The sequence below is a fragment of the Pseudomonas sp. FW305-E2 genome (assembly GCF_058782925.1).
This window is the reverse complement of record NZ_JBYSYE010000006.1, coordinates 58,193-73,963: the sequence shown is the minus strand read 5'-3', so window position 1 is coordinate 73,963 and position 15,771 is coordinate 58,193. Positions and strand designations below refer to the sequence as shown.

The 15,771-nt window shown below is 62.5% G+C and carries 16 protein-coding genes; 4 read left to right on the top strand and 12 right to left on the bottom strand.

Going from position 1 to position 15,771, the window contains the following annotated elements; genetic code table 11:
- Window position 1 precedes the first annotated feature (1 nt).
- The 8 genes from AC3WLP_RS08065 to AC3WLP_RS08030 all read right to left on the bottom strand — a co-directional run bounded on the left by AC3WLP_RS08065 (window position 2) and on the right by AC3WLP_RS08030 (window position 8,910).
- Window positions 2-1,066, bottom strand: a complete 1,065-nt coding sequence (locus AC3WLP_RS08065) for an imelysin family protein (protein WP_010952113.1) — start codon at window positions 1,064-1,066, stop codon at window positions 2-4.
- A 19-nt stretch (window positions 1,067-1,085) separates the two neighbouring features.
- Window positions 1,086-2,513, bottom strand: a complete 1,428-nt coding sequence (locus tag AC3WLP_RS08060; RefSeq protein WP_088512976.1) for a di-heme oxidoreductase family protein — start codon at window positions 2,511-2,513, stop codon at window positions 1,086-1,088.
- A gap of 109 nt (window positions 2,514-2,622) precedes the next feature.
- The gene (locus AC3WLP_RS08055) at window positions 2,623-3,009 is read right to left on the bottom strand and encodes a hypothetical protein (protein ID WP_003255197.1); all 387 of its coding nucleotides are present in this window, start codon (window positions 3,007-3,009) and stop codon (window positions 2,623-2,625) included.
- 14 nt (window positions 3,010-3,023) lie between these two features.
- Entirely contained in the window at window positions 3,024-3,506 is a 483-nt protein-coding gene (locus AC3WLP_RS08050; RefSeq protein ID WP_012051294.1) for a hypothetical protein, read from the bottom strand.
- Window positions 3,507-3,647: 141 nt separating this feature from the next.
- Entirely contained in the window at window positions 3,648-4,982 is a 1,335-nt protein-coding gene (locus AC3WLP_RS08045) for an imelysin family protein (RefSeq protein WP_012051295.1), read from the bottom strand.
- 159 nt (window positions 4,983-5,141) lie between these two features.
- Window positions 5,142-7,193 (bottom strand): putative bifunctional diguanylate cyclase/phosphodiesterase, encoded by a 2,052-nt coding sequence (locus AC3WLP_RS08040; protein ID WP_003255193.1) that lies wholly within the window; start codon window positions 7,191-7,193, stop codon window positions 5,142-5,144.
- A gap of 249 nt (window positions 7,194-7,442) precedes the next feature.
- Window positions 7,443-8,039 (bottom strand): superoxide dismutase, encoded by a 597-nt coding sequence (locus tag AC3WLP_RS08035; protein WP_003255187.1) that lies wholly within the window; start codon window positions 8,037-8,039, stop codon window positions 7,443-7,445.
- A gap of 271 nt (window positions 8,040-8,310) precedes the next feature.
- A complete protein-coding gene (locus tag AC3WLP_RS08030; RefSeq protein WP_003255185.1) occupies window positions 8,311-8,910 on the bottom strand; it encodes a LysE/ArgO family amino acid transporter in 600 nt (199 codons plus the stop codon).
- A 101-nt stretch (window positions 8,911-9,011) separates the two neighbouring features.
- On the opposite strand from AC3WLP_RS08030, the gene AC3WLP_RS08025 reads away from it, so the two are divergent.
- The 3 genes from AC3WLP_RS08025 (at window position 9,012) to AC3WLP_RS08015 (ending at window position 11,887) form a co-directional block, all read left to right on the top strand.
- Window positions 9,012-9,902: a LysR family transcriptional regulator ArgP gene (locus AC3WLP_RS08025; RefSeq protein WP_003255184.1), complete on the top strand. Its 891-nt coding sequence runs from the start codon at window positions 9,012-9,014 to the stop codon at window positions 9,900-9,902.
- A gap of 49 nt (window positions 9,903-9,951) precedes the next feature.
- Window positions 9,952-10,944 (top strand): NAD-dependent epimerase/dehydratase family protein, encoded by a 993-nt coding sequence (locus tag AC3WLP_RS08020; RefSeq protein ID WP_003255182.1) that lies wholly within the window; start codon window positions 9,952-9,954, stop codon window positions 10,942-10,944.
- Between the two features lie 73 nt (window positions 10,945-11,017).
- Entirely contained in the window at window positions 11,018-11,887 is an 870-nt protein-coding gene (locus tag AC3WLP_RS08015) for a hypothetical protein (protein WP_012051297.1), read from the top strand.
- Between the two features lie 95 nt (window positions 11,888-11,982).
- On the opposite strand, the gene AC3WLP_RS08010 is transcribed toward AC3WLP_RS08015, so the two are convergent.
- Together AC3WLP_RS08010 and AC3WLP_RS08005 are read right to left on the bottom strand one after the other, a co-directional pair.
- Window positions 11,983-13,032: an alkene reductase gene (locus AC3WLP_RS08010; RefSeq protein ID WP_003255179.1), complete on the bottom strand. Its 1,050-nt coding sequence runs from the start codon at window positions 13,030-13,032 to the stop codon at window positions 11,983-11,985.
- A 17-nt stretch (window positions 13,033-13,049) separates the two neighbouring features.
- Entirely contained in the window at window positions 13,050-13,352 is a 303-nt protein-coding gene (locus AC3WLP_RS08005; RefSeq protein WP_012051298.1) for an ArsR/SmtB family transcription factor, read from the bottom strand.
- Window positions 13,353-13,502: 150 nt separating this feature from the next.
- Here AC3WLP_RS08005 and AC3WLP_RS08000 point away from each other — a divergent pair, with 150 nt between their 5' ends.
- The gene (locus tag AC3WLP_RS08000; protein WP_012051299.1) at window positions 13,503-14,087 is read left to right on the top strand and encodes an acyl carrier protein phosphodiesterase; all 585 of its coding nucleotides are present in this window, start codon (window positions 13,503-13,505) and stop codon (window positions 14,085-14,087) included.
- A 112-nt stretch (window positions 14,088-14,199) separates the two neighbouring features.
- Here the strand turns inward: AC3WLP_RS08000 and AC3WLP_RS07995 are convergent, their stop codons facing one another.
- Both AC3WLP_RS07995 and olsB read right to left on the bottom strand, forming a co-directional pair.
- Window positions 14,200-14,988 (bottom strand): lysophospholipid acyltransferase family protein, encoded by a 789-nt coding sequence (locus AC3WLP_RS07995; RefSeq protein ID WP_012051300.1) that lies wholly within the window; start codon window positions 14,986-14,988, stop codon window positions 14,200-14,202.
- Window positions 14,988-15,743 (bottom strand): L-ornithine N(alpha)-acyltransferase, encoded by a 756-nt coding sequence (gene olsB, locus AC3WLP_RS07990; protein ID WP_012051301.1) that lies wholly within the window; start codon window positions 15,741-15,743, stop codon window positions 14,988-14,990. The genes AC3WLP_RS07995 and olsB overlap by 1 nt, the downstream gene beginning before the upstream one ends.
- Window positions 15,744-15,771 lie beyond the last annotated feature (28 nt).

Genomic DNA, 15,771 nt, shown 5'->3' with positions numbered 1-15,771 from the left:
ATCAGTCACCGTCGTTGGCATTGAAGCCCAGCTGGATGTTCAGCGCCTTGGCCAGATCGCCTTCGTGCAGGCGGTGGACGACGTTCAAGCTGTCGTAGATCTGGTTGAGGGTTTGCTGACCGGCGTCGTCGGCCAGCAGCTCACCCAGCGTTTTCTGGTTATCGGCCAGCAACTTGAGCGAGGTTGCGTAGGCAGCGTCGATCTTGTCCGCCAGCGCTTTCTGATCGCTGGGCAGCAGGCCGCGCAGGCCCTGGTTGTCTACCCCGACCCAGACAGCTTCGGCGGCCTTGAGGCTGGCCTGCAGGCTGTTCATCGAGTTGTGGCTGCGCCAGGCCTCGGCCTGCAGCGGCTGCGGGATGCCCTTGCTCTGACGGCCCATCGGTGCGCCGAGCTTCTTCTTCAGGGTATCCAGGGCGGTCACCTGGGCGCGCAGCAGATCGGCGATAGCCTCGTGGGAATCGGCGTAGCGCTGGTTGGGGAACTTGGTCATCTGCGAGAGCATGCCGTCGGTGCTGTTCCAACCTTTGAGAATCTCCTCTGCCAGGGCTTTCTGGTGTGCGCCGATGGCCACCAGCAGCGGGCAGTAGCGGGCTTTCTGTTCGGCAGTGGCGATGTCCGGCTTGCTGTCGAACAGGATGTACTCATAGGCCGACAAGCCACGTACCACTACGCTGGACTTGCCCAAAGCCTCAGCATCAACCGGCTTGTCGCCGTTGACCAGCTGCTCGACCTGACGGCCGACCAGGTTTTTCTTGTCAGGCCAGAATTGGACCTGCCAGGCGCGGTTGCCTTCAGCCAGCGGGCCGACCAGTAGCGGTTGCAGCTCGGCCCAGGCTTTTTGTGCATTGAGGAAGTCGGCGCGGGCTTTGTCCAGGCTTTCCTTGCCTTCGCAATAGGCCAGGGCACTGGCAGCCAGCGTACGGTCGGCTTCGACCCAGCGGCTGTAGGTAGGCAGGATCACCTGGTTGGCGATGGCGGCGGAGGTCACTGCTTGCGGGTCTTGTGGCGAGCAGGCACCGAGGGCGAGTGCGGCGAGGCTGGTGAACAACAGTTTGGGTCGGAACATGCCCGGCTCCTTTGCGCGTTTAAAGTGAGTTCAGGAACGCGAGCAACGCAGCGCGCTGCTCGGCATCGAAAGTGAGTACGAAATTGCGTGCCGCCTCGGCTTCGCCACCGTGCCACAGCACGGCCTCAAGCAGGTTGCGGGCGCGGCCGTCATGCAGGAACTGGCTATGGCCGCTGACCGTTTCGCTCAGGCCGATGCCCCACAGTGGCGGCGTACGCCAGTCCTGGCCGTTGGCGGCGAATTCGGTGCGCTCGTCGGCCAGCCCCGGGCCCATGTCATGCAGCAGCAGGTCGCTGTAGGGGCGGATGACCTGGTTGGCCAATGCGGGTTCGGTGGCGTCGGCGGCTGTGGTGAACTGCGGTGTGTGGCAACCTTGGCAACCCGCCTGGTAGAACAGGTTCTTGCCCGCCAGCACCTGTGGCGAGCCGACGTCGCGGCGGGCCGGCACAGCCAGGTTGCGGGTGTAGAACGTGACCAGGCGCAGGATGTTGTCGCTGACTTCTTTCTCGCCATCGGCACCGTCGCCGTTGGGCGCAGCCAGGCAGCCGGTTTGTGCCGGAGTGCAATCGTCGTTGGGCAGCAGGGTGCTGGTCAGGCCCATGTCGCCGGCAAAGGCGTGCACGTTTTGCTGGTTGACGTTGGGCTGCCCGGCTTTCCAGCCGAAGCGGCCGATCACTGTTTTGCCCTGGGCGTCGTCCCATACACGGTTGGCCCGCCCGCGGATGCCATCGCGGTTACGGTCGTCCGGGTCTTCGTTGGCCAGCAGGTCGGCTTCGGGGATCGCTTCAAGCAGGCCCAGGCCGATCATCGGTGGTGCCACCCGCGCAGAAAAGCGCGTGTCGGGGTGCATCACTCCATAGCCGAGCTGGGTGATTTGCAGGGCCGGCTTGCGCAGCTCGACCTGGTGGCCGTCCTTGAATGACACGGTTTCGCGGGTGTAGCTCACCCGCACCTTGCCTTCGGGCGCCACGCCGGGGATGGCCATGTCCTGCAACTGGGTACCGTAGACAGGCTCTGGCACCACGCCGAGGCGCTCGATCACTTTGGCCAGGTAGGGTTGGTCGGGGATCGACAGGCGTACCAGCATACCCACCGCGTTGCTGTCGCCCGGCTCTGGCGGGTGGCCACGGCCGTCGCGCACGTGGCAGTTCTGACAGGCGTTGGTATTGAACAACGGGCCCAGACCATCACGCGCGGTGGTGGTTGACGGCGCGATCACCCAGGGGTTGCGAAAGAAGCTGTTACCCACGGCGAAGTCCAGGCGTAGCGCTGGCGAGAGGTTGGCCGAGGGCAGGGAATAGGCATTGCGGTCGCTGCGCTGCACGGTCGCCTGGCCACCCGACAACGCTTCGCCGGGCTCGGCGTGGGTGAAACGCGGGGCGTCGTCACAGGCAGCCAAGGCCAGGGCCAGCAGCAGAGGGGGGAGTCGGGACAGCGACAAGGACATCGAGAATCCTGGGCGTGAGCGAAAAACCGGCGTGCAGCTTAGCAGGCCCAGGATCATTGAATAAGAGCAATTTGCGTTTGCTTGATGAAATCGCTGCCAGCGCGGTTGCTCAGGCCATATAGAGCATGAAGTGTCGGTTGACCAGGTTGACGATCAGGTTCTTGTTGCCGCCACCGCGATTATCGCCGATGACTTCGATGACGTCTTCGCTGGTGTATTCCATGGAGGAGGCGGTAATGCACTTGACCGCGTCCATGTGCGCAGGTTGCCAGTAATCCTGGAATAACCAGATGCTGGTGTCGGCAGACGGGCCGAGGATCAGGCGCAAGGCCTTGTGGTTCTCAGTCGATCTGCCGATCCACGGGATGGCCAGCGAGCCATTCCAGACGTGCTGGGCGCCGACTGCCAGGCTGTTGCTGCGGTTTTCACCGTCGATCAGGGTCAGGGTATAAGGCGTGTTATTGGCGATGGAGCGCAAGTAGGTGACGTTGGCCATGTAGTGTTTTCCTTTCAATGTTCAGTTTTCGGGCGTGGCAACGGGCTGGTCGGGGTGCGATAGACATAGGCCGCGAGCAAGGTGATTTCGTTGAACGGTGGGTCGAGCTCGGCGGGATGAAAGCGACCAAGCAGCTGCATCCCTTGGTCAATGGCGACTGCCTCGAACATACGGCGGTCAGTTTCGTTGGGGTCGTACAGGTAGATCTTGCCGGGGCGGGCAACTACCCGGCACATTTCCTCGGCCACATGCCGGGTGATCGGAGCGCCCATCAGCGTCACGTGAGGGACTGCATGGTCGTCGAGGGGAAAGTCCGGAGCATCGTATTCGTATACGACAATGAGGTTGGGAATGTGCCCGCCAGCGAACGGCCCGTTGGAGATGAGCTGGCCAGCCTTGTTCAGGTTGTACGCATCGTTGAATCCGGTGATGAGGTCTTCCCCATTCATGCGCTGGACGATTCGGCCTTCGCCCCAGACATCAAGAATCTGCAGCACTGTGCCTCCTGTTAGGATTGATCGAAGGCCTACAGGATGAGCATCTGCATGCACGCCAGGCAGCGGGAAGCGTTTTACCCGGCAGCAAACGAAAACGCCCGGCACAAGGCCGGGCGTTTTCGATGAAGCGCTACAGCATGATCAGAACTCGTGATCCGCAGTGTCCGGGTTCAGGTTGGCAATGCCCAGCTTGCCCGCGGCCTGCTCGATCGAGCCGGTCTGCTTGACCAGGGCGGCGATGGCGTCACGCACGATCTGGTTGCCGGCAGCATTGTCGGCGGCGATCAGCTGGTCGTAGTGCTCGCCTTTGAGGGCGTGGTCGACGATCACCTGAAGCTTGGCCTCGGTGGCTTCCAGATCGGCCTTGAGGGCTGCATCGGCGGCCGGGTCAACCTTGGCGACCAGCGACGACAGGCTAGGGCCGGTCAGCTTGGTGCCGTCCGGGCGGGTGTACTCGCCCAGGTAGACGTTGCGGATGCCCTTGGCGTCGTAGAAGTGCGAATAGTGAGTGTTGTCGCTGAAGCAGTCTTGCTCGTCTTCTGGCGAGTTGGCTTCCAGCGAAACTTTCATGCGCTCGCCAGCCAGTTCGCCCAGCGACAGGCTGCCCATGCCGAACAGCATCTTGCGCAGGCCGTCGTTGACAGGCTCGGCTTCCAGCTTGGCGCGGTAGTTGTCGGCGACGTTCGGTGCCCAGTTGCCGACCATCTCTTCGAGGTCGGTGACCAGCAGGTCGGTAACCGCTTTGAGGTAGGCGCGGCGGCGGTCGTTGTGGCCGCCGGTAGCGCCCTGGCCTTCCAGGTAGTCGGATGCCGGGCGGTTGCCAGCGCCAGGGCCGGTGCCGTTCAGGTCCTGGCCCCAGAGCAGGAATTCGATGGCGTGATAGCCCGTGGCAACGTTGGCCTCGGAGCCAGCCAGCTCGTTCAGGCTAGCCAGTTTTTCGGGGGTAATGTCCTTGACGTCGACCTTCTCTTCGCCCACCTGGATCTCGGTGTTGGCGATGATGTTGGCGCTGGCCCCCGGGTTGCCCAAGGCGTGCTCGTAGCTCTTGTCGACGTAGTCGATCAGGCCTTCGTCCAGGGGCCAGGCGTTCACCTGACCTTCCCAGTCGTCGATGATGGTGTTGCCAAAGCGGAAGGTTTCGCTCTGCAGGTACGGTACGCGCGCGGCGAACCAGGCTTCCTTGGCGGCTTTCAGGGTTTCGTCGTTGGGCTTGGCCAGGAACGCGTCGACTGCGGTCTGCAGCGTCTTGGCAGTGCTCAGCGAGTCGCTGTACACGGCGTAGACCATGTCGGTGTAATGCTTGACCACGGCTTTGCCGGCGGCTTCGTCGACAGCCCCTGGCGCAACAGCGGTGGTGGCGGCAGCAGGTGCCTGGGCTTGCGGCGCGGCGGCTTTTTCGTCCTTGCCTTCACCGCAACCGGCGAGGGCGATGGCAATGGCCAGCAGACTGGCGGAGGCCAGAGGCATTCGAATCATTATTGGTTTTCCTGCATCGTGTGGTTGGACCAAAGGGGTGGACCGTGCGCCGTGGCACGCAAAACTACAACATCATGCGAAAGATTTGCATTTGCTGTAAAGAGGCGGGCGCGCAATTCATGTAAATCAGGGGCACGGCCTGTAACCGGGCAGGTGGCCTCAGGACACCGAAACCCGGTTGCGTTGCGCTTGTTTGAGGAAGTGGGTCAGTTCACGGGCCGAAAGAGGCTTGCTGTAGTGGTAGCCCTGGCCCTCGTGGCAACCCTGGGCAACGATGTAGGTTTCCTGCTCGGCCGTTTCCACGCCCTCGGCGATCACCTGCATCCCCAGGCTCTTGCCCAGCTGGATGATGGCGCGAACGATGGTGGCGTCGTCATCATCGTCGAGCAGGTCCTGAACGAAACTCTTGTCGATCTTGATCTTGTCCAGGGGCAGCGACTTCAGGTAGCTGAGGGACGAGTAGCCGGTGCCGAAGTCGTCGATGGCAATCAGCGCCCCGGAGCGGCGCAGGCTCAACAGGTGCTGGGCGGCGGTGCTGATGTCTTCCATCAGGCCGGTTTCGGTGACTTCCAGTTCCAGGCTGCGCGGTGGTAGGCGATAGGCTTGCAGCAGGTTGTTGACCACCCGTGGCAGCTCGCTGTGGTGCAGTTGCACGGTAGACAGGTTGACCGCCATGCGCAGGTCGCTGAAGCCTTGGTCGTGCCATTCGCGCAGTTGCCGGCAGGCCTGGTCAAGCACCCATTCGCCGATGCTGATGATGCTGCCGTTCTGCTCGGCCAGGGGGATGAACTGGTCGGGTGGCACCATGCCCAGTTCCGGGTGCTGCCAGCGCAGCAGGGCCTCTACGCCAACCACCCGGTGGTCGCGGTAGCTGATCTGTGGCTGATACACCAGGTAAAGCTGGTTGCGGGGCAGGGCTTCACGCAGGTCCTTTTCCAGTTCGCGACGGCGACGCATCTCGCTGTCGACGCTGGCGATATAGAACTGGTAGCGGTTGCGCGAGCGGGCCTTGGCCAGGGTCATGGTCTGTTCGGCTTTCTGCAGCAGTTTTTCGGTGCTATCACCGTCTTCGGGGAACAGGGTGATGCCGATGGTCGCACGCAGGCGGATTTGCTCGTGGTCGAGGTCGAACGGTACTTCCAGGTCATCAAGGATGCTTTGCGCCAGTTCGGCAGCCTCGTAGGGCTGCTCGATATTGGCCTGTACCAGGGCGAACTGGTCGCCGCCCAGCCGCGCCAGAGCGCCCAGGCGGCCGCTGTGGGCGCGTAGTCGATCGGCCAGGGCCAGCAGCAACTGGTCACCGACCTGGTAGCTGAACTGTTCGTTGATACCCTTGAAGTCGTCCAGGCCAACGCACAGCACTGCCACACGGTGCTGCAGACGGCCGCCGTCGACGAGGATCTTGTCCAGTTGCTGCTGCAGTTGCTGGCGGTTGGGCAGGCCGGTGAGGAAGTCGTACTGGGCCATGCGCTGCAGGCTGTTCTCCGCCTCGTGGCGCAGATGGGTGTTGCGCTCGATCGAGGCCAGCAACTGGTTGGCGGTGTTCACCCACAGGCCCAGTTCGTTTTTCTCGTGGCCCTTGAGCAGCGGTATCTGGTGCTGGCTGGGGCGGTCAGGGTTGATCTGGGTGAGGTGCTCGATGATCTTCGACAGCGGTTTGGTCAGCAGCCAGTGGTAGACCAGGTAAAGCACCAGGCCCATGGCCATGGCCCGCAGCACGCCGGATATGAAGATGATCACCGCGTTGATCAGGAAATCTTTGCCGTAGGAGGAGGTATCGAGGGTAATGCTGAGATCGCCGTAGTATTCGCTGTAAGGGCCACGGCCGACCAGTTGCGTGGTGTAGGTGCGCTCCTGGCCGAGGATGAGGTCGGTGAGCCAGCGCATGGACATGTCCTGCAGCGGGCGGGACTTTTCTGCCAGCATGGTTTCGTTGGGGTGGCCAATGGAGGCCATGCGCACTGATTCGTCCTGGAACAGGCCTTCCATGACCTGCATGCCCATTTCACGGTCGAGGCTGTAAACCGCCTGGGTCGAGGGATCGCGGAACATGTCGAGGATGCGCTGGGCATCGTTGTCCACGGCCTGGCGGGTCTTGTAGGTGTCATAGACGATTTGCGCACAGCTGAGCACGACGCCAACCGCCAACGCCGACAGCAGCACGACCCTGAGCAACTTGACCGACAAGCTGTTCCGCAATTCCAGCTTCAATGGGGTTTCCTTAATCCATGCGCATGGCATCATTTTGCCATCAACGATGACGATACACTACCGGCCGATCATGAGCAGTGTATCGGTTGCCTGACCCCGCAACTTGAATGCGCTGTATCAATCTTCCAGAGGTTTGATGTTAGCGTGGTATGCGGCCTGAGCAAGCAAAACCGTGCCAGCCTGTTTGCGGCAACACAGGCACAAAAAAACCCGGCACATGGCCGGGTTTCTCGTTCAAGGCCGAATGACTCAGGCCTTGAAGGTCTTGCCTTCGAACTGCTCGGCAACGAAGGCCCAGTTGACCAGGTTCCAGAACGCCTCGACGTACTTCGGACGCAGGTTGCGGTAGTCGATGTAGTAGGCGTGTTCCCAGACGTCGCAGGTCAGCAGCGGGGTGTCGCCGCTGGTCAGTGGGCAGCCGGCGCCGATGGTGCTGGCCAGGGCCAGGGAACCGTCAGCTTTCTTCACCAGCCAGCCCCAGCCGGAACCGAAGGTGCCAACCGAAGTCTTGGTGAACTCTTCCTTGAACTTGTCGAAGGAACCGAAAGCGGCGTTGATGGCGTCAGCCAGTGCACCGGTAGGCTGGCCGCCGCCGTTTGGCGACAGGCAGTTCCAGTAGAAGGTGTGGTTCCAGACTTGAGCGGCGTTGTTGAAGATGCCGCCCGAAGAGCTCTTGACGATCTCTTCCAGGGTCTTGCCTTCGAATTCGGTGCCTGGGACCAGGTTGTTCAGGTTCACGACATAGGTGTTGTGGTGCTTGTCGTGGTGATACTCCAGGGTTTCCTTGGAGATGTGCGGCTGCAGGGCATCATGGGCGTACGGCAGCGGCGGCAATTCAAAAGCCATGGTGGATCTCCTGATTCAGGTCTGTTTGCGGTTTGCGCAAGGCCGATCACGGGCGGCCCGATAAGCGTCGGCGAGTCTGTACTCTTTGCGACGCAAGGGCTGGATCATAGCACCGGGCCCGGCGCATAACCACGCAACAAACATAGGGAATAGAGGTTCCGGAGGGGTTGGGCTGTACCGACCAGTGGCTCGCCGTTGCGTTGGTGTTGCCAGTGAAGGCGAGCGTCGCTCGATCTGGCAGGCGATGAATATGCCGCACCAAGCCCCGAGGTCAGTTGAAGATCAATTGTGCCGCCACCGCGAACATCATCACCGCCACCATCAGGTCGAGCATGCGCCAGGTCGCAGGCCGCGCCAGCCACGGTGCCAGCCACGCCGCGCCAATGGCCAGGGTCGAGAACCACAGCAGCGAAGCGCTGGCCGCACCGGCCACGTAGGCGCCAGGGGCGGACTGTTGGGCGCCCAGCGAGCCGATCAGCAACACCGTATCGAGGTACACGTGCGGGTTCAGCAGGGTCACCGCCAGGGCGCTGAGCAGTACGGCGCGACGTGAGCGAACGCCCTGGCCTTGCTGGTGCTGCAGGCTCTGCTTGGAGCAGGCACTGCGCAGCGCCTTGGCGCCGTACCAGATCAGGAACACTGCGCCGCCCCAGCGGGCGATTGCCAGCAAGGTCGGGTTGTGTGCCAGCACGGTGGCCAGTCCGAATACCCCGGCGGCCACGAGGATGGCGTCACAGACGATGCACAGCGCTGCCACCGGAAGGTGATGCTCACGGCGCAGGCTCTGGGCGAGGACGAAGGCGTTCTGGGCGCCGATGGCCATGATCAGGCCGAAGGCCACCAGCATGCCATTGAGATAGCTTTGCCACATGGCAGGGCTCTCCAAAAAGGGTCACGGAAGATGCTGGCCATTGTGATGTTCGGCGCTGTATAAGAAAAACAAATAAAGCTGATCACCCATTAGGAAAATCGATGTTCGACTACAAGCTGCTGGCTGCCCTCGCGGCAGTGATCGAACAAGGCGGTTTCGAGCGTGCGGCGCAGGTGCTGGGCTTGTCGCAATCGGCCATTTCCCAGCGCATCAAGTTGCTTGAGGCGCGGGTCGGCCAGCCGGTGCTGGTACGTGCCTCGCCGCCCGGCACGACCGAAGTCGGTCGGCAGCTACTCAACCATGTGCAGCAGGTGCGCCTGCTTGAACGCGACCTGCAGCGCCAGGTACCGGCGCTGGATGAAGAGGGCATGCCGGAGCGCCTGCGTATCGCCCTCAACGCCGATAGCCTGGCCACCTGGTGGGCCGGCGCGGTGGGCAACTTCTGCGCACAACAGAACGTGCTGACCGACCTGGTGGTTGAGGACCAGGAAGTGGGCCTGAAGCGCATGCGTGCCGGCGAAGTGGCGGCCTGCCTGTGTGGGAGCGAGCGGCCGGTAGCCGGCGCACGCAGTTTGCCACTGGGGGCCATGCGCTACCGGGCATTGGCCAGTCCCGTGTTCATGGCGCGGCACTTCCCCCAAGGTTTTGTCGCCAGCCGCCTGGCCCGTACGCCAGCGATCGTGTACGGCCCGGACGATTTCCTGCAGCATCGCTACCTGGCATCGCTGGGCATAGAGGGTGGTTTCCTGCACCACCTGTGCCCTTCATCCGAAGGCTTCCTGCGCATGACCGAGGCCGGGTTGGGATGGGGCCTGGTGCCCGAACTGCAGGCCCGGGAGCAACTGGCCAGTGGGCAATTGGTGGAAATCTGCCGCGATACCCCTATCGATGTGCCGCTGTACTGGCATCATTGGCGCAATGGCGGGCAATTGCTCGCGCAACTGACCGACCACCTGCGGCACACCGCACAGCATTGGCTGGTGCCCTTGTAGCCGTGGCTGGCGTCAGTTGCATCTGAAATCTGGCAAGACGGAGTGTTACATGCGAATTCTGGTCACCGGCGCGAGTGGCTTCATTGGCGGGCGTTTTGCGCGTTTCGCCCTGGAGCAAGGCCTGGACGTGCGCGTCAGCGGCCGCCGTGCCGAAGGGGTCGAGCATCTGGTCAAGCGTGGCGCACAGTTCATCCCGGGTGATCTGGGTGACGCCGAGCTGGCCCGGCGTTTGTGCCAGGGTGTCGAAGCCGTGGTGCATTGCGCTGGCGCGGTGGGTAACTGGGGGCGCTATCAGGATTTCTACCAAGGCAACGTGGTGGTGACCGAGAACGTGGTCGAGGGCTGCCTGAAAGAGCACGTACGGCGCCTGGTGCATCTGTCTTCGCCGTCGATCTACTTCAATGGCCGTTCGCGTCTGGACGTCCGTGAAGACCAGGTACCGCGTCGCTTCCACGATCACTATGGGCAAACCAAGTACCTGGCCGAGCAGAAAGTGTTCGGTGCCCAGGAGTTCGGCCTGGAAGTGCTGGCGCTGCGTCCGCGCTTCGTTACCGGCGCGGGCGATGCCAGTATCTTCCCGCGGCTGATGCAGATGCAGCGCAAAGGGCGTGTGGCGATCATCGGCAACGGCCTGAACAAGGTCGATTTCACCAGTGTGCACAACCTCAACGAGGCGCTGCTAAGTGCATTGTTCGCTGATGACCGGGCGCTGGGCCAGGCTTACAACATAAGCAACGGCCAGCCACTGCCGCTGTGGGACGTGGTCAACTACGTGATGCGCCAGATGCAGCTTCCCCAGGTGACCCGCTACCGTTCCTATGGCCTTGCCTATAGCCTGGCCGCGCTGAACGAGGCGGCCTGCATGTTATGGCCAGGGCGCCCGCAACCGACTTTGTCGCGCCTGGGGATGCAGGTGATGAGCCGTGATTTCACCCTGGATATCAGCCGTGCCCGGCAGTACCTGGACTACCAGCCCAAGGTCAGCCTGTGGACGGCGCTGGATGAATTCTGCGGCTGGTGGAAGCATTTGCCGCCCGGCTGACAATGGTCATCAATGCGCCGCGCTGGCGGTTTATACTCGTGCCTCTTTGTGACTACCGCGGTTGAATGTATCCATGCGTAACCATGCTCACGATGACTTTGATGACGTGCCTGCCTTGCGGGCGGGCACCGTTGATGATGACGAACTGATGCCGGCGCATGTGATCCGCAGCCGCCAGAAAGCCGCCCGCGGGGCCAGCACGGCGCCGTTGTGGGCGTTGATCGGTGCCGCGTTCATCGCGTTGGCGGGCCTGGGTTGGTGGAGCTTTCAGCAGATCTCGCTGATGGAGCAGCAACTGGTGGCGACCCAGGAAAGCTTTGCCCGCATCAGTGAAGAGGCGGCTGGCCGCCTTCAGGCGATCAGTGGCAAGGTGGCGGCCAGTGAGTCGGGCGCCACTACCAGCAGTGAGGCATTGAAGCTACAGCTTCGCCAGTTGCAGCAGGGTGTTGCCGGGCAGACCGGCGACCTGGGCAAGCGTCTGGAGCAGGTGCTGGCCGATACCCGAGAACAGCAGAAGGCTGTGACCGACCTGCAAAGCCAGTTGCAGGCGCAACTGAAGCTGGTGAATGGCGAGTTGGCGGCGCTGCGTTCGGGCCAGGTCGATGGTGGCAAGCTGGATGCCCAGTTGAAGAGCCTGAGCGAGCAGGTTGCCGCGTTGAAAGCCTCACAGGTGGATGGCGGCCAGCTGGACGGCCAGCTCAAGCGTTTGGGTAGCGAGGTGGCGGCCTTGAAGAAACAGGGCAACCCGAGCGCTGAGATTCAGAGCCTGCAGCAGGACATGCTGGTGTTGAAGAGCCAGGTCGACAACCGCCCGGCCGCCGCGTCATCCAGTGGTGCTTCGGTGCAGGAGTTCGATGCCTTCCGTGCGCAGATGACGCGTAACCTGAATACGCTGCAGAGCCAGATTCAGAACCTGCAGCAACAGATCAACGCTCGGCCGTGACGCCGCAGGGGAGGGCGTTGCCCTCCTATCGCGACACAACGCCGCTCCCACTATGTACGGTGTACGCCGATTGAGCTGCGCCCCGGCAATCTTGATTACAACCGCGGGTAATCGATGTACCCCACCGGCCCCTTGCCATAGAAAGTCTCAGGCCGCGCCTCATTCAACGGCGCATCCGCTGCCAGCCGTGCCGGCAGGTCAGGGTTGGCGATGAACGGCACACCAAACGCCACGGCATCCGCTTTGCCACTGGCCAGGGCCGCATTGGCACTGGCCTTGTCGAACCGCTCGTTGACGATGTACGGGCCACCGAATGCCTCTTTGATCAGCGGCCCGATGCTGTCGTCGGCTTCCCGCTCCCGCGAGCAGATGAAGGCGATGCCGCGCTTGCCCAGCGCTCGGGCCACATAGGTGAAGGTCTCGGCGCGGTCGGCGTCGCCCATGTCATGGGCGTCGGCTCGCGGTGCCAGGTGCACACCTACACGCTGCGCGCCCCACACTTCAATGGCCGCATCGGTCACCTCCAGCAGCAGGCGCGCGCGGTTTTCCAGCGAGCCACCGTAACGGTCGGTGCGCTGGTTGGTGCTGCTTTGCAGGAATTGGTCGAGCAGGTAACCGTTGGCGCCATGGATCTCCACACCATCGAAACCGGCAGCCTTGGCATTTTCGGCACCACTGCGGTAGGCCTCGACGATGTCGTTGATTTCTTCGGTTTCCAGCGCCCGCGGGGTAGGGTAGTCACTCAGCGGGCGCACCAGGCTCACATGGCCCTTGGGCTGGATCGCGCTGGGGGCCACAGGCAGTTCGCCATTCAGATAGCTGGGGTGGGAGATACGACCCACGTGCCACAGCTGCAGGAAGATGCGACCGCCCGCGGCATGTACGGCCTTTGTCACATTGTTCCAGCCACGTACCTGTTCATCGTTCCAGATGCCGGGGGTATCTGGGTAGCCGACGCCCATTGGGCTGACCGAAGTGGCCTCGCTGAGGATCAGCCCGGCGCTGGCACGTTGTACGTAGTATTCGGCCATCAGCGCATTGGGCACACGGCCTTCATCGGCACGGCAGCGGGTGAGCGGGGCCATGATGATACGGTTGGGCAGTTGCAGGTCGCCCAGTTTGATCGGATCGAAAAGCGTGGTCATTGTGGTTACCTGCCTTGTCAAAGTGCTTGGCGCAGTTGTTCGAGGAACGCCTGGATGTTGGCTTCGTCGCGTTTGAAGAAGTGCCATTGGCCAATCTTCTGGCTGCTGATCAGCCCGGCGCGCTGCAACGTGGCCAGGTGGGCAGAGACGGTCGACTGCGACAGGCCGCAGCGTTGGTCGATTTGCCCCGCACACACACCGTTTTCGGTGCTGTGGTACTGGTCCGGAAACTGGGTTGCCGGGTCTTTCAGCCAGCTGAGAATTTCTCGCCTGACCGGGTGGGCCAGTGCTTTTATGATTTCGTCGAGATCGAGTGGCATGGTTTGAGGCTCGTTGTAGCGGTATATCGCGATAGGCCGAAATATAATTCGCTGAATTCCGATATACAAATACGAAGGCGTTCTGAGCTGAGCACGAATCGATATATCGCGTTATAACGATATGCTGGGTGGCGATGCTAGACTGCGCTCATGAACTACCTCGCACACTTGCACCTGGGCGGCCCGGCGCCGCAACAACTGCTTGGCAGCCTGTATGGCGACTTTGTCAAAGGCTCCTTGGAAGGGCGCTTTCCGCCTGCGCTGGAGGCGGCCATCCGACTGCACCGGCATATCGACAGTTACACTGACCAGCATCCGGTGGTGCTGGCGGCTCTGGCACGTTTTCCGCGCGAGCGGCGGCGCTTTGCCGGCATCGTCCTGGATGTGTTTTTCGACCATTGCCTGGCACGGCACTGGGGCAACTACGCCGATCAGCCGCTGGAGCAGTTCACTGGTGCGTTTTATCGGGTATTGCTGGCAGAGCCCGAGCTGCCTGGGCGGCTGGCGCGGATTGCGCCGTTCATGGCAGCGGATGACTGGCTAGGGGCGTATGGCGATTTCGACACGCTGGAGCAGGTGTTCAACGGCATTGCCCGGCGCTTGTCGCGGCCTGAGGGGATGGCTGGGGTGATGGTGGAACTGGAGCGGCTGTATGAGCCGCTGCTGGCGGATTTTCGCGAGTTCTACCCGCAACTGCAGGCGTTTGCGGCGGTAGGGCGGATGTCTGACAGTTAGAGGTGTGTGGGTGATTCTGGCCCCTTTGCGGGTAAACCCGCTCCTACGGGCAATGCGCTCGGTGTAGGAGCGGGTTCACCCGCGAAAGGGCCAGAACAGGCAGTACACGCATTCAGGCAGCCCGCGCCTGTCGACGTGGCGCCATCTCCATGTCTTCAACCCCGAACAGCGCCAGGTGAATCGCCTGCTGTGCCTGCAATGCCAGCACCGCACGTTCCTTGCCCACGCTACCTATTGGCTGCAGGAGGTGGATGCACACCTCGCCCCGCGGCAGGGCGAACAGGCGCATCAGGTGCGACACCAGGTCGTCCTCACCAATGAACGGCGCTACCGGGTCGATCTGGCCATCACGCAGGTACTGGATAGCGACTGGCTGCACTGCCACGCCACGGTCGATGGCACCTGCCAGCAGGCGGCCATGAAAGGTGCGCAACGTGCGGCCGCTGGTAGTGGTGCCTTCGGGGAATATCAGCAGCGGGCGGGCCAGCCCCAGTTGCCCGGCGATCTGTTTGCGCAGGCGCTGACTGTCGCCACCACCACGGCGAATGAACAGCGTGCCGGCCTTTTCCGCCAGCCAGCCGGCCACCGGCCAGTGGCGCACTTCGGCCTTGGACAGGAAAGACAGCGGCGTGAGCATGCCAAGCAGGGGGATGTCGGTCCAGGAAACATGGTTGCTGACCCATAGCATCGGTCGCTGTGGAAGTTCGCCAACTACCTTGACGTCGAAGGGCAGGGCGGCGACCAGGCGCTTCATGAACAGGCAGGTCCAGCGCTGGCGCCGTTCGATCGGCGCCTTGAAGCCCAAGCGTTCGCCCAAGGCGATAATGCTGGCCATCAGCATGCCTTGCGCCAGCACCAGCAGCAGTCGGATGAGGCGGGCCAGTACCCGCAACTTCGGCATCAGACCGCCGCCTTGAAGTGGCGGGCGTAGCGTGGGCACAGCTCGTCGCGTTTGAGCAGGATGAACACGTCTGCCACCTGGAAATCCTCGTCCCAGCATGGCTCGCCGCAAATCTTTGCGCCCAGGCGCATATAGGCCTTGAGCAGCGGGGGCATTTCGGCAATGACGTTATTGGGCAGGGCCAGTTTCGGCAGTGGGTTCTTCGGCTCGGCACGCAGGTGTTCGGTGCACAGGTAACGTTCACGCAGGCGCTGCATCACTGCATGGGCCTGCACGCCGCCGTCCTGCATGGGGATACTGGCGCAGCCCATCAGATAGCTGTAGCGGCCCTCGTTGAGCACCTCGGCCAGTTCGCCCCAAAGCACGGCGATGGTACCGCCGTTGCGGTAGTCGGGGGCGACGCAGGTACGGCCCAGTTCGAGGATCGGGCCTTGCAGCTGCAGCAGGCCGTGCAGGCTGAATTCTTCTTCGCTGTAGAAACGGCCCAGGCTGCTGGCGGCCTGGTGATCGAGCAGGCGGGTGGTGGCAACCAGTTCGCCGGTGCTCATATCGCGTACACCAATGTGGCGGCAGTGCACGTCGTAGTCGTCCATGTCCAGGCCCTGCTCGGCACCTTTGAGCTTGGCCTTGAATTCTGCGCTGAATACGGTGTAGCGCAGAGCCTGGGCTTCTTGCAGCGCCGCGGCGCCAACCAGGCGTTCGGCTTGCAGACGGCGTTCGGTGCTGTAGTCGCCAGCGGTAGCGATCCGAGTCATTACGAGTCTCCATAAGCCAGCCAAGAAA

What these genes read in the sequence shown, in the direction of transcription:
- AC3WLP_RS08065 (WP_010952113.1), bottom strand. Translation starts at nt 1,066, where the DNA reads ATGTTCCGACCCAAACTGTTGTTCACCAGCCTCGCCGCACTCGCCCTC.
- AC3WLP_RS08060 (WP_088512976.1), bottom strand. Translation starts at nt 2,513, where the DNA reads ATGTCCTTGTCGCTGTCCCGACTCCCCCCTCTGCTGCTGGCCCTGGCC.
- AC3WLP_RS08055 (WP_003255197.1), bottom strand. Translation starts at nt 3,009, where the DNA reads ATGGCCAACGTCACCTACTTGCGCTCCATCGCCAATAACACGCCTTAT.
- AC3WLP_RS08045 (WP_012051295.1), bottom strand. Translation starts at nt 4,982, where the DNA reads ATGATTCGAATGCCTCTGGCCTCCGCCAGTCTGCTGGCCATTGCCATC.
- AC3WLP_RS08035 (WP_003255187.1), bottom strand. Translation starts at nt 8,039, where the DNA reads ATGGCTTTTGAATTGCCGCCGCTGCCGTACGCCCATGATGCCCTGCAG.
- AC3WLP_RS08030 (WP_003255185.1), bottom strand. Translation starts at nt 8,910, where the DNA reads ATGTGGCAAAGCTATCTCAATGGCATGCTGGTGGCCTTCGGCCTGATC.
- AC3WLP_RS08025 (WP_003255184.1), top strand. Translation starts at nt 9,012, where the DNA reads ATGTTCGACTACAAGCTGCTGGCTGCCCTCGCGGCAGTGATCGAACAA.
- AC3WLP_RS08020 (WP_003255182.1), top strand. Translation starts at nt 9,952, where the DNA reads ATGCGAATTCTGGTCACCGGCGCGAGTGGCTTCATTGGCGGGCGTTTT.
- AC3WLP_RS08015 (WP_012051297.1), top strand. Translation starts at nt 11,018, where the DNA reads ATGCGTAACCATGCTCACGATGACTTTGATGACGTGCCTGCCTTGCGG.
- AC3WLP_RS08010 (WP_003255179.1), bottom strand. Translation starts at nt 13,032, where the DNA reads ATGACCACGCTTTTCGATCCGATCAAACTGGGCGACCTGCAACTGCCC.
- AC3WLP_RS08005 (WP_012051298.1), bottom strand. Translation starts at nt 13,352, where the DNA reads ATGCCACTCGATCTCGACGAAATCATAAAAGCACTGGCCCACCCGGTC.
- AC3WLP_RS08000 (WP_012051299.1), top strand. Translation starts at nt 13,503, where the DNA reads ATGAACTACCTCGCACACTTGCACCTGGGCGGCCCGGCGCCGCAACAA.
- AC3WLP_RS07995 (WP_012051300.1), bottom strand. Translation starts at nt 14,988, where the DNA reads ATGCCGAAGTTGCGGGTACTGGCCCGCCTCATCCGACTGCTGCTGGTG.
- olsB (WP_012051301.1), bottom strand. Translation starts at nt 15,743, where the DNA reads ATGACTCGGATCGCTACCGCTGGCGACTACAGCACCGAACGCCGTCTG.